At 66.9% G+C, this 12,298-nt stretch carries 11 protein-coding genes; 6 read left to right on the top strand and 5 right to left on the bottom strand.

Going from position 1 to position 12,298, the window contains the following annotated elements; all coding sequences use genetic code 11:
* The 5 genes from AB1824_11565 to AB1824_11545 all read right to left on the bottom strand — a co-directional run.
* The coding region (locus AB1824_11565; GenBank protein MEW5765603.1) for a hypothetical protein at positions 1 to 293 on the bottom strand (293 nt) is incomplete at its 3' end.
* Entirely contained in the window at positions 265 to 1,245 is a 981-nt protein-coding gene (locus tag AB1824_11560; protein MEW5765602.1) for a hypothetical protein, read from the bottom strand. The genes AB1824_11565 and AB1824_11560, both read right to left, overlap by 29 nt.
* Positions 1,242 to 2,045, bottom strand: coding sequence for a hypothetical protein (locus tag AB1824_11555; GenBank protein MEW5765601.1), 804 nt, complete (start codon positions 2,043 to 2,045; stop codon positions 1,242 to 1,244). The genes AB1824_11560 and AB1824_11555 overlap by 4 nt, the downstream gene beginning before the upstream one ends.
* 9 nt (positions 2,046 to 2,054) lie before the next feature.
* Complete coding sequence (locus AB1824_11550) at positions 2,055 to 3,032, bottom strand: hypothetical protein (GenBank protein MEW5765600.1); 978 nt, start codon at positions 3,030 to 3,032, stop codon at positions 2,055 to 2,057.
* 9 nt (positions 3,033 to 3,041) lie between these two features.
* Entirely contained in the window at positions 3,042 to 5,972 is a 2,931-nt protein-coding gene (locus tag AB1824_11545; GenBank protein MEW5765599.1) for a hypothetical protein, read from the bottom strand.
* A gap of 521 nt (positions 5,973 to 6,493) precedes the next feature.
* Here AB1824_11545 and AB1824_11540 point away from each other — a divergent pair.
* Genes AB1824_11540 through AB1824_11515 form a run of 6 tightly spaced genes read left to right on the top strand, consistent with a single transcriptional unit; the run spans position 6,494 to position 11,868 of the window.
* Positions 6,494 to 7,042: an FHA domain-containing protein gene (locus tag AB1824_11540; protein MEW5765598.1), complete on the top strand. Its 549-nt coding sequence runs from the start codon at positions 6,494 to 6,496 to the stop codon at positions 7,040 to 7,042.
* 4 nt (positions 7,043 to 7,046) lie between these two features.
* A complete protein-coding gene (mnmA, locus tag AB1824_11535) occupies positions 7,047 to 8,117 on the top strand; it encodes a tRNA 2-thiouridine(34) synthase MnmA (GenBank protein ID MEW5765597.1) in 1,071 nt (356 codons plus the stop codon).
* On the top strand, positions 8,114 to 8,899 hold the full coding sequence (gene ccsA / locus AB1824_11530) for a cytochrome c biogenesis protein CcsA (protein ID MEW5765596.1): 786 nt from the start codon (positions 8,114 to 8,116) through the stop codon (positions 8,897 to 8,899). Before mnmA ends, ccsA begins: the two co-directional genes overlap by 4 nt.
* Positions 8,896 to 10,182 carry a glutamyl-tRNA reductase gene (gene hemA / locus AB1824_11525; GenBank protein ID MEW5765595.1) on the top strand — a complete coding sequence of 429 codons (1,287 nt, stop codon included), beginning with the start codon at positions 8,896 to 8,898 and terminating at the stop codon, positions 10,180 to 10,182. Before ccsA ends, hemA begins: the two co-directional genes overlap by 4 nt.
* Positions 10,179 to 11,099 (top strand): hydroxymethylbilane synthase, encoded by a 921-nt coding sequence (gene hemC, locus AB1824_11520; GenBank protein MEW5765594.1) that lies wholly within the window; start codon positions 10,179 to 10,181, stop codon positions 11,097 to 11,099. The genes hemA and hemC overlap by 4 nt, the downstream gene beginning before the upstream one ends.
* A gap of 1 nt (position 11,100) precedes the next feature.
* Positions 11,101 to 11,868 (top strand): uroporphyrinogen-III synthase, encoded by a 768-nt coding sequence (locus AB1824_11515; GenBank protein ID MEW5765593.1) that lies wholly within the window; start codon positions 11,101 to 11,103, stop codon positions 11,866 to 11,868.
* Positions 11,869 to 12,298: the final 430 nt, after the last annotated feature.

Raw genomic sequence — 12,298 nt, 5'->3', positions numbered from 1 at the left:
TGAAGCGCCTCACCCGGGTCTTCCGTCCAGTGGCTGAACCAGAGCTTTGAGAACCGCACTCGTAAAGCGGCCCCTCCCGCGTCAAAGACCGCCTCCGGCAAATACGGCACCGCCCCGCTGCCCTCCCATCGGGCTACTACCTCCACGTACGCGTCCGTGAAGGGCTCCTCCACGTCCCGCATATCCGCGTCGTAAAAGCACGAGCCGGGGCCGTTGATCTGGTTCGTCGAGGCGTCGCAGGGCAGGCCATCGGCTCGGAGGAGGCTAGGCGCCTGCTTTCTGGTTCGTTGCACCGCCGCTCTTCTTCTCTTCCAGAGCACGCAAAAATGCCTGCGACCGCTGATAATAGGCTCTTCCCTTTGCATCCTGCGGCTCTTGCTGTACCGCATGCCGGAAGGCTTCCGCTGCCTCGGCGAACCGACCCCGCTGAACAAGGAGATCTCCATAAAACCCACACAGCACCGGGCGTAGGTTCTCCGGAACGTTGCCCCCTTTCATGAAGCGATCCAGTTGGGTGAAGTAGGCTTCGAAATCCTCTTCCGGAAACGAAACGACCGTTTGTCCTTCCTCCCGGCTTCGGCGCACCTGTTCCTCCGGCGGCACGGGGTGGAAGAGCGGATTCGAATAATCGGGAATCTTCTTCGCCAACACATACCCCGCGTACGTGGAGGTGGGGAATGACTCTAGAAGATCGGCTTTCAAGGAAGCTGAATCACAAACCACATCTCTTAGAGTAGGGGGGAATGTGTTCAACGCGGCTGCGTCGGAATCTTTTGGCGATACGATGAAGAATTCAATACAGGCTTCTTTTTCTATGCCATTTTCGCTCGGCTCGCGATAGCACAAGCGGTGGCGGCCGATGGTTTCGGGTGCCCGGGCCAGCAGGTTGCAACACCGCGTGACGGCGAATTCGATGGTATGCACACTCCCCGGCGCCTCCAGGAGCGGGGGTGTCGCAGTTCTTGAACCTATGCCTCCCGCATCGGGTATGGGGTTGCCCGGAACAGGCAAAAGACGGTCCACACAGGGAGTGGAGGCTCCGTCAAGAAAGAATTGGCCGTGCCACTCGAAGGGCTGAGGAGATCCACTGGCATTTGTAAGCGTGAGGGTCGCGGAAATTGGCTCTCCAGGCAACCAGGTTTCCCTGGTCATGGTGAGTTTGGGTGTCCACGGCAAGGTTTGCGCCCACAAGACGTTGGCAGCGGCAAGGATGACAAGCGTCAAAAACGGTCTCTTATTCGTCATGGCGCAACTCCTTGTACTGGGTCGTTCAATCGCCGAATGGAACCATTGCCTGGAAGAGCACAGGCCGAGCAACAACCCGGCTGGCCGTTGGGACAGCCGGAGTCTCCGCATAGCAACTCATACCTGTCAAAGCGGTGCTGGTTGGTCCATATCTCTCGCAAAGGGTTCATCAAGCAGGCGGTGTTCGGATCGGCGCAAGCCGCTGGCGGCGTCGAGCAGGAAGCGGCTTCATCCGCCGTCCACTGGCAGCGGTTATCGTGACCTTGGCTGGAAGCCGTGGGATTTACAAAGAAGTCGTGTCCAAGCTCGTGGTTTGTATTTTCCCGAACGCCGTTCGGCGTGTAACTACAATACAATTCGTGATGTCCAGCGAAAACGAACGACTCCTGGCTATTCGCCGCACTTAGCCCCAGGTACTGCGGCATGGGATACTGGCCCGAGCAACCCACCGTGCAGCCGTCCAGCGGCGCCGTCTGTCCGGCACCGCATAGCCAAATATAGTTGTTAGCACCATGGTTCGCGAACCACAGCCATCCGAAGCGGTACATCGGGCCGAAATCGTACCCTGGAACCGGCTGCGTCACGATGTTGCTGCAGGAGCCCCCAGGGGCAAATTGGAAGCCCGCAAAGAAACTTGGCGGCAAATACGGCACCGCCCCGCTGCCTTCCCTTCGGGCCACTACCTCCACGTAGGCATCCCGAAACGGCTCCTCCACGTCCCGAAGGTCCGCGTCGTAGAAGCACGAGCCGGGGCCGTTGATCTGGTTCGTCGAGGCGTCGCAGCCGGAGATCACGCCCACGGCGGTCTCTTATCCTCCACCAGCGCTCTTCCGGGAGCGCGCCTTGCACTCCATGAGCGCCCTTGCTTCTTCTGCCCAGGGACCCTCCAGCTTGGAAAGAGCCTCGACTTCCGCCCACGCCTCCTGCGCACGATCCAGGTAGAAAAGGTGGATGGCCAACTGCTTTCTTAACAGCGCGCGCTGCGAAAAATCGGGGTGCGCCGCGAGGAAAGTTCGCGCTTGCGAAACAAATTCCTCATATTTCTTCCGAACCATCCGCCGATGCTCTTCCTGCTTCTCCCTGCTCGCTCCGGTCGGAACGTACCAGACCTGATCCCGAACCTCGGGCGTCACCCTCGAAGCTTCTTCCAGCGACATCCCTCCGCCCAGCTTGACCAGCACATACCCCGCGTACGTGGAGGTGGGGTAGCGGGCGAGGAGGAACGAGGATTGGGAAAGGTACCAGTTGCGAAAGGCCTGACAGTCTTTTTTTGGAACAGCGCGCAGACAATTCTGCCAAACCTGCAAATCCTCCCCCTGTGGTTCTAGGATTGTGACTTGAACCCAGTTGGATACAACTTGGCCATCCCAGTATTGATTCCGGTCCGGCCAGTCCGTATGAAGTCGATAATGAAGACGAAGCCGATACTCCCCAGGCTCACATAGCGGCAGCACCGAAATCTCCCCCTTCAGTGGTTCTCCGGCTTTCCAGTCCACGGGGGGACGCTTTGGCAGCCGCAGCGGGGCCTGGCCGTTCATCCATTCCCGAACCTGACCGTCCTGATAAACCACTTCCGTCCAGATGTCCGGGTCTGCCCCACAGGGCAACATGGGAAGACGAACATCCGTCGACCACCGCATCTCAAATGTCAGCCATACCTCTTCACCTTTAACCAGAGCCGAGGAACGAGGGCTGATGTGGAAGCCCATTTCCGCCAGGCCGCTTTCCGCAAAGGTCGTGATGGCGGCACCCATGGCCAGCGCGAGCCAAAACCGTTTGTTGGACATTCGCTCCTCCTATTGCGGATCCGTATCGGTGCGGAGGCTGCCGTCGTGCTTCTCCCATGGCTCTTCCACCCCACCGCACGTGATGGTCCCTGCGGAAGGCTCTTTTCCCTTGAGCAGATCCTCTTCACAGAAGCGCGCGATGCCCGATTTCATCCGCACTTCATAATCGCTCGGGTCCACGTTCATCAAGCACTTCGCGGTTACGGTTCCACCCGCCCCACAGTGGGCCTGACTCTCGCACCAGGCCAAACGGTTGTCGTGGTGCGTGCAAACCTCCGGATTCAGGTTGAATTGGTGGGCCAATTCGTGGGCGCACACCCATTGCTGCACATGCGCGCGCTCGCCGAAACTCGAGAAATCCGCTTCGATCTTTCCTTGGTACAAGAAACTCCAGTCGTTCAGGTAAAAGGTGCCCCCGTACATGCTGGAAGAAGAGGAAGCCCCCACTACATGAAAGTAGTTCTTGGGAACCAGATCGGGGGGCGAGGGGCCGAGCTGCTTGTTGGCAAACCAGAGGTTCGAGAAGGCGTGAAGCATCGGCAAGCGGCCGGGGTCACCATTCGCCCAATCGAACCACGCCTCCGGCAAATACGGCACCGCCCCGCTGCCCTCCCTTCGGGCCACTACCTCCACGTAGCCATCCCGAAACGGCTCCTCCACGTCCCTCAGGTCCGCGTCGTAGAAGCACGAGCCGGGGCCGTTGATCTGGTTGGTAGAGGTGTCGTAGATCAGCCCGTCCGAGCTGTTCACGACCCCCAACGCGGCGCAGGCGCCGAGGGAAAAATCCGGGTAGTGGGTGCCGGCATGGTTGGGCGAGGCCTGGTAGCTGTTCTGCGTCACGTACGGCGTGCTTCCGCCCCGTTGCGTGACCAGCGTGACGATCGCATAATCTGCGTTGGCCGTCCTGTCGATACTTCCGATGAACGCTTCCTCGTGCATCCCTTCGAAAGGGTGAAGTGCGTCGAAGATGGCAACCTTGTCCCCCACGGCCAGATTGTCCAGTTGCGCTCCGGAGGGCCCCTTGAAGACGTTCAGGCTGGAAAGGCCCGCAGGAATCGTCATATTCTGCGCATCCGGCGCATAGAGCACCCCTCCCCTCCGAACCATCCGGTCCTTCTCCACGAAGACCCGCTTCCAGCCGGTGTAGATCGGCGAGCGGGAGGGGAGCTGGTTCGGCACCTCCTGCCCCGTCTTGGGGTCGATCTTGTACACCGCCACCCGCCAGTTGTCCCCCGAATACCGCGGGGGCAGCTTCAGGTAAAAGACCGCCGTGTGGTCTCCCGAGGGCGTCACCGTGAGTTCCTGCGCATACGGCCCGCTCGAATAGGCCGACAGCCCGAAGGCCGGCGGGGGATCCTCCGTCCAGACTTCGTTGTCGTTCGCCACGTAGGGCAGGGCCGCCGTCTTGCCCGGCTTGGGCGTCCAGCTGTCCCAAGGGATATACGCCGAATAGTCCGGCGGGTCCTCCAGGCGCAGCTTCAGGGGCACGCCGTTCCACCCCCGCACGCGAAGTTGCAGAAGGCCGTCGGCGATCTGCTCGCTTGTCGGGTACGGAAGGTCCTGGCCCCCGTTGTTGAGGATCACCCGCTTCGGCCCCTCCCCTTGCACGGCGTAGGCCCAGAGGGGCTGAACGCACAGGTGCCCCTCCTCGGCGTACACCACGGCGCCGAGGTGGCTCGGCGGTGAGGAGGCCGGGGCCGAGGCCAGGTCGTTCCCGTTGAAGGCCATGCAGGCGCCCGGATCGCCGTAGTAGTAATAGCGGTCGTAGGTGAGGAGGGAGACGTCCCGGTCCACCTCCAGACTGCGGGGGGCCCCGTCGGTGTACGCGTCCAGGTAGGTGTGGGTGGCGTCGGGGCAATAGCCGATCCAGCCGTCCGCGGACCCGGCCCGCACCACGTGACCCAGGCCCACCTCCATCCCGCAGGGGTCGGGGAAAGACCACTGCGTCCAGTTCCCGTAGCTGTCCCGAATGGCCGTGGCGTTGTTCCGCGGGATCTTGACCAGGCGGCTGGCCCCGGCCCCGTACAGGGAGTCGGCGATGTAGCAGGCGCTTCCGTCGGGATCGGCGGCGATCCCCACAGGGAGGATGTTCCGCGTGAAGGTCCCCGCGTGCGTGTCCGCGAACTTCGTGACGGCCCCCGTCTCCACGTCGATCTCGTCCACCTCAGACACCCCGGCGACGCCGTTCACCACCAGGAGGGTCCCCGCCGTCGTCACGCGCGAAAGGCAGGGCGTCGCGTAGCCCGTGAGAGAGCGGAGCACCACCGGGTCGCGCTGAAAGAGGTCCACCTCGTCCACCCTTCCGTCGGCCGCCACCCAAATATGGCCCGTCTGCGGCGCGTAGACCACGGCCCGCAGTCCGGCGTACTCGGGAAGGCCCCTCGGGTGCAGTTCCAGGAAGGGGGCCTGGGCGGGAACTTGGCCCCGGGCCGAGACGAAGGCGTGGGCGCCCCGGGCGTCGTCGGGGATCCTAAAGTCCGCCGCCGTCGCAAAGCCCTGGCCCCCGTCCACCACCGAGGAGGCCGCCGCCTCCCTCCCCCCGAAGGAAAGCAAGTCCGCACCAGGGTGCAGGTCGAGGTAGTTGCCCTGCAGCGTCACCGTGTCCCCCCACCACAGCCCGTTGGCGGACAGCACCGGCGGTTCGGGCCGCGGGGCCGGGTCGTAGCCGATCGCCTCGACGGCGGGGCTCACGCCTTCCCCGTCGGTCACCGCGAAGCACTCGAGGGGGGCGCCCGGGTCCTCCCCCGTCTCGAAGGGCGCCCCGTCGAGGCCCTGGGCCAGCGTGGCGGGCCATGCTTGAAAAGAGGGCTCCCCGCACCGCGACACGGTGAAGGGCGCCGTTCCCCCGCTCCAGTCCAGGGTCAGGTCCCAGGCGCCCGTCCCCGCGTTCCAGACCTTTTCCACTTGAAGCACCACCGGATCGAGCGCCTTGGGCTCCACACCCCGGCCCGGCGAAGGAAAGACCGATCTACCCCCCGAGGGGGGCGCTACCCCCCCCCCCGACAGAAAACCGGGCCAGATGCTGACCTTCTCCCCGCGCAAGCTCCGCCGGCACCGACGGCGGCACCGGCGCGAAGGCCCGCGAAGCCAGCCCCATCAAGCCCAGGAACCAGACGACCGCCCCCGTTCTCCAGGCCATTCTCCCCCTCCCCGGATTTGCTTCCGAACATATCCTCCCCTTTGCCGACCGTCAAGCCGTACGGTGGCGCGCTACAACCCACGGAGCGGGACGGCGAGAGGAAGGGGAGGCGACCAGATGGGGGCGGGTGTCCGGGAGGGCTGGACTGTCCCTCTTCCCGTTTCGAGGTCGGAGCGAGGGACGCGATGCGATCGGACGGGGGACCCGCAAGACCCCGGGGGCCTAGTTTTCGCGAGGTGGCGCCTCCTTCGACGAGGCCCCCAACGGCTTGGGTTGACAGGGGTTAGGCGCGCCGATAGACTGCCCGGCGAAGGAGCCGCCCATGGTGGTGACGTGTCCGTCCTGCCAGAAGAAGTTCCGCCTGGAGGAAAAGCACTTCGGGGGAAAGCCCCGGATGCGGTTCCAGTGTCCCTCCTGCGGGCAGGCCATCGAGGCCGTCCGGGAAGAGGCCACGGCCCCGCCCGAGCCCCCTTCTTCCGGACCTTCGACCCAGAAGCTCAAGAAGGTGGAGGGGACGTGGAGCGGGAGCCAGGTCCCCGATCAGGAGCTCCTGGCCATGCCCGGCGGAAAGCGGGTCTCCATCGCCGTGATCCAGGGCCCCGACACGGGGAAGATCTTTTCGGTGGACCGCCCCGTTTTCGTCATCGGACGGGTCCCGCCCGCGGACGCCGTCCTCAGCGACAGCGAGGTTTCGAGAAGCCACGCCCAGGTGGAATTCCGCGCCGGCGCCATCACCCTGCGCGACCTGAAAAGCACGAACGGGACCTACGTCAACGAACAGCGCATCACGTCCCTGCCCATCGAGAACCAGACCGAGTTCCGGGTGGGCGTCACCACGCTCATGCTGATCGTCACCGACGACCTGCCGTAACCGGATGAGACGAAAAATCCTCGTGGCCATGTCCGGGGGGGTGGACTCCTCGGTGGCGGCGCTCCTCCTTCTCGAAGCCGGCTGGGACGTCGTGGGCGTGACGTTGCGCCTGTACGACTCGTGCGCGTCGTCTGTCCGGAAATCCTGCTGCGGACTGGAGGACGCCTGCGACGCCCGGGCGGTGGCGAAGACCCTCGGGATCGAACACCGCACCCTGGAGCACCAGGAGGCCTTCGAACGCCTCGTCGTGGAGCCCTTCGTGCAGGAGTACGCCCGGGGCCGAACCCCCAATCCCTGCATCCGGTGCAACGAGAGGGTGAAGTTCGGCACGCTTTGGGAGTACGCCCGACAGTCGGGCTTCTCGGCCCTCGCCACGGGCCACCACGCTCGCATCGTCCCCGTGGAGGGACGCCCGCGCCTGTTCCGGGGCCGGGATGCCGACAAGGACCAGTCCTACGTCCTCTTCCCCCTCACGGAGGCGCAGAGGGAGGGGCTGGCGCTGCCCGTCGGAGAACTCGTCAAGGAGGAGGTGCGGGAGCGGGCCCGCCGCGCGGGGCTGCCCACGGCGGAGAAGGCGGAGAGCCAGGACATCTGTTTCGTGGCGGAGGGGAACTACGCCGCCTTCGTGGAAAGCCGCCTGGCGGCGAAGGACAGGCGTCCGGGCCTCATCCGCCACGTGGACGGGAGGGTCCTCCGCTCCCACGACGGAATCCACCGCTTCACGGTGGGCCAGAGGCGGGGGCTGGGAATCCCCGACGCGCACCCCCTCTACGTGGTGGCCCTGGACGCCGGATCGGGGGAGGTCACCGTGGGCCCCAAGGCGTGGGCGGGGGCGCGGCGCTTTCTGGCGAAGGACTGGACCTGGCACGTCCCGCCGGAGGAGCGGCCGGAGACGGCGCGGGTCCAGGTGAGGTATCATCACGAGCCCCTGGACGCCCGTCTCCTGGAAGGGGCGGAAGGGGTGGTGGTAGAATTTACCGATTCCACCCACCCCGTGACGCCCGGGCAGGCGGCGGTGGCCTACCGGGGCGACGCGGTCGTCGGCGGCGGCTGGATCGCCGGGAGACTCCCATGACGCTCTTCAACGTCGCGCTGTTGGCCTACGTGGTCGCCATGGGGATGGCCCTCCTCTACGGGGGGTTCAGGGAGAAGGCCCTCTGGGTGGCCACGGTCCTTTCGGCGGCCGCGGGCTTCGCCTTCCAGACCGCCGGCGAATCGCGCCTCTGGCTCGCCTCGGGGGTGCCTCCCGCCACGAACCTACACGAACTCTTCCAGCTGACCGCCTGGGCGGTGATGGCGCTCTATTTTCTCCTCTACCCCCTTCACCGAAGCCGGATTCTCACCTTCTTCCTCATGCCCCTGGTGACCCTTTGCTACGTGCTGGGGGCCGCCATCCCCGACACGCCCGTGGAGGTGAAGCCCTACTTCCACACGGCCTGGTTCGCGGTCCACATCTTTCTGCTCATCTTCGGCATCGCCTTCTTCTTCGTTTCCTTCCTCTACGCCACCATCTTCATCATGCAGGACCACAGCCTGCGGCGGCGCCGGGCGCCCTCCCCCCTGCCCCTTCCCTCGCTGGAGGAGGCGGAGCGGTGGAGCACGCGCCTCCTCCTGGCGGGGTATCCTCTCTTCACCCTCGGCATCTTCTCCTCCGTCCTCTACGGCCTCCTCCACGGGGAGCGCACCGAGTGGCGCCCCGGGGTTCTCGAGGGGGCGAGCGTGGTGGCCTGGCTGGTGCTCGGCTTCGCGATCTACGGCTGGATTTCGGCCCGGGTCCACCCCCGGCGGCGCTCCTACCTCGTGGTGGCGGGGGCGGCCTTTTCGGTCCTGATTCTCTTGGGGATCCTCTGGCATTGAGCGACCTTCTGCTGATCGGTCTCAACCACACCCGGGCGCCCGTGGACGTGCGCGAATGCCTGGCCTTCGCCGACGAGGAGAAGGGGCCCTTCCTGAGGGCCCTGGCCGAACGGGGATTGGCCCAGGGGGCGGTTCTGCTCTCCACGTGCAACCGCGTGGAACTCTACGCGGACGTTCCCGAAGGCGCCGACTCCGGCGCCCTCCTGGACCTCCTCGAGTCCTGGCGGAGCCCTGGGCGCCCCTTCGCCCGGGACCTCTTTTACGTCCATCGGAACCGGGAGGCCGTGGCCCACCTCTTCCGCGTGGCCTCGGGGCTGGATTCCATGATCCTCGGCGAGCCGCAGATCTTCGGTCAGGTGAAGGACGCCTACTTCCTGGCCCGGGATGCGGGCTCCGTGAGCGCCCCCCTGAACCTCCTCTTCCAGAAGGCCTTCCACGTGGCCAAGCAGGTGCGGACGGAGACGGGCATCGGCCAGCGGCCCGTGACCGTTTCCTACGCGGCCTTCAACCTCGCCCGGGGGATCTTCGCCGACCTCTCCCAGAAGCGCATCCTCCTCCTCGGCGCGGGCGAGATGAGCCGCATCGTGGCGACCCACTTCGTGGACCACGGCGTCCAGAAGGTGAAGGTGGCCAACCGCACCCTGGAGCGAGCCCGGGAGTTCGCCTCGGCCTTCGGGGCCGAGGTCGTGCCCTGGGAGGACTTCCCCAAGGCCCTCATCCACAGCGACATCGTCATTTCCTCCACGGGAGCCCCCAGGCCCATCATCCTCCGCGCCATGGCGGAGACCGTCATGAAGCTGAGGCGCTGGGCCAGCCTCTTCCTGGTGGACATCGCCGTGCCGCGGGACGTGGAGCCCGAGGTGGGCGACCTGGACGGGGTCTACCTCTACAACATCGACTCCCTCCAGCAGGTGGCGGACGAGGGGCTGGAGGAGCGAAAGGGGCGGGCCGCCGAGGCCGAGGCCATGATCGCCTCGGAGCTCGACCTGTACGCCCGCTTCCTGGAGCACCGCCAGCTCTCGGAGGTGATCCAGGGGCTCATGGGCTGGGTGGGACGCATCCAGGAGGCGGAGGTGGAGGAGGCCTTCCGGAAGCTCGGGCCCCTCACCTCGAAACAGCAGGAGGTGGTGCGCAACGCCGTGCGCCGAACCGTCCACAAGGTGCTCCACGCACCCATCACCCAGGTCAAGCGCCTCGTCCTCGAGGAGGAGGCGGCCCAGGCCCTCCAGATCTTCAAACAGCTCTTTCCCGCCGAAGGCGGAGACGAGAGGGAGGAATCGTGAGCCTCACGAAGCTCCGCCTGGCCACTCGGGGAAGCGCCCTGGCCCTGTGGCAGGCCAACTACGTGAAGTCCCGCCTCGAGGCCCTCGCCGGGGGCCTGCGCGTTCAGATTGTCCCCATGAAGACGAGCGGGGACCTGATCCAGGACCGCGCGCTCCTGGAGGTGGGCGGCAAGGGCCTCTTCGTGAAGGAGATCCAGGTGGCCCTCCTGGAGGGCCGGGCGGACCTGGCCATCCACAGCCTCAAGGACTACCCCGCCGAGAACCCCGAAGCCCTCGTCCTGGCGTGCGTCCCCCAGCGGGAGGACCCCCGCGACGCCCTCGTCCTGCCTCAGGGGAGCCCCCTGGAGGCCCTCCCCCGGGCGGCCCGCGTGGGCACCGGGAGCCTGAGGCGGCGCCACCAGGCCCTGCTCCTCCACCCGGAATGGGACGTGCGGGGCCTTCGCGGCAACGTGGAGACGCGCCTGAAGAAGGTGGATTCGGGGGAGATCGACGCCGCCGTCCTCGCCGCCGCCGGGCTCAAGCGGCTGGGCTTCGGGGGGCGCATCACCCGCCCGTTCTCGGTGGACGAGATGATCCCCGCCGTGGGCCAGGGGGCCCTGGCCATCGAAGCCCGGCGCGACGACGGTGCGGTGCTGGACCTCCTGCGCCCCCTGGAGGACGCTCCGGCCCGCCTGTGCGTGGACGCGGAGCGGCGCTTCCTGCGCGGCCTGGGCGGCTCCTGCACCACCCCCCTGGGGATCCACGCCTCCATCCAGGGCGGGCGCATGGTCCTCAGGGGCTTCCTCTCCACCGTGTCGGGAGACCGCCACATCCGGGACCGCGCCGAGGGGCCGGCCTCCGGTGGGGAGGCCCTGGCCGATTCCCTCCTGGCCGTCTTCATGGACCGGGGGGCCGCCGCCCTCCTCTCGGGAGCCTGAGATGGGCGCCCTGGTGGGGCGGAGGGTCCTCGTCACGCGCCCCGCGGGCCAGGGGGACCGGCTGGCCGAGGCCATTCAATCCGCCGGCGGCCACGTCCTGAGGATCCCCGTTTTCGAGATCGCGCCCGTTCCACCCAACGGGGCCGCCCAGGAGGCGCTGGCCTCCCTCTCCTCCTACGACTGGTGCGCCTTCACGAGCGAGAACGCCGTCCGCCACTTTCTGGACTGGGTGGACGCGGCGGGGGTTCGCTGGCCCCTTCGCCTGCGCACGGCCGCCGTGGGGCCCGCCACGGCCCGCGCCCTGAAGGCCCGCGGACGGGAGGCCGACCTCGTGCCGGACCCCCACACCGGGCGCGCCCTGGGGGAGCGCCTCGCCTCCAAGGTCCCCCCCGGACGCCTCCTCGCGCCCGGCGGCGACCAGGCCCGGGAGGACCTCCACGAAATCCTGCAACGCGCCGGGTGGGAGGTGACGCGCCTGGTCTGCTACGAAAACCGCGCCCTGGCGCTGACCCACTCGCAGGTCTATGCCCTGGAGCAGGGCCTCGACGCCGCCCTCTTCGCCTCGCCCTCGGCCGTGCGGGCCCTCTGGGGCCAGATCCCCGAGTCGGCCCGAAACGTCCTGCGCGCCGCCGCCTGCCTTCCCATCGGCCCCACCACCGCCGCCGCCCTGCGGGAGGCGGGCCTCGAACCCGCCGCCGTCCCCGAGGCCCACACCACCGAAGGCGTCCTCGCCGCCTTGGAGAACGTGCTGGCCCACCGGCCCCGGTAGGCCCCGCCCGCGTGCGGGCGCGCCCGGCCCGGCGCCTTTGGCGCCTCCTCCGGGGCTCGGCCGTTCCGTCGAAGCGCACACGCTTCTCCGCCCCGGCCCTTCGCCCCGTCCGCCCTTCGGGCGGGCCACCTCCATGTCCACGTTCAGCCCTACCTTCGAGGAGGCCCTACGGGGGAGCGGCGCGGGTCTTGGTTCCAAGGAGCCCCGGCGGGATTCCCCTCGAAGGCGCCCCGGATGCGTCCACGTCGGGACGCGCCTCTCCGGTCGGTCGGCCGGAGCGAGGGACCGAACCATAGACACCGCATGCCTGTCCCTGTGGGAGGCGTCGCCAGACGCCGATCTGTTCTCTCCAAAGGCCTCCCTTCTTCGTAGGGGAGGGCCCCCGCGCCCTCCCCCCACGAAGGCCTCCACCGTAGCGGCCCTTGCTCGC

This window comes from Acidobacteriota bacterium, from assembly GCA_040752915.1.
GTDB lineage: Bacteria > Acidobacteriota > UBA4820 > UBA4820 > DSQY01 > JBFLVU01.
Note: the sequence above shows the minus strand (reverse complement) of the source record. Positions and strands in the feature narration are given on the sequence as shown.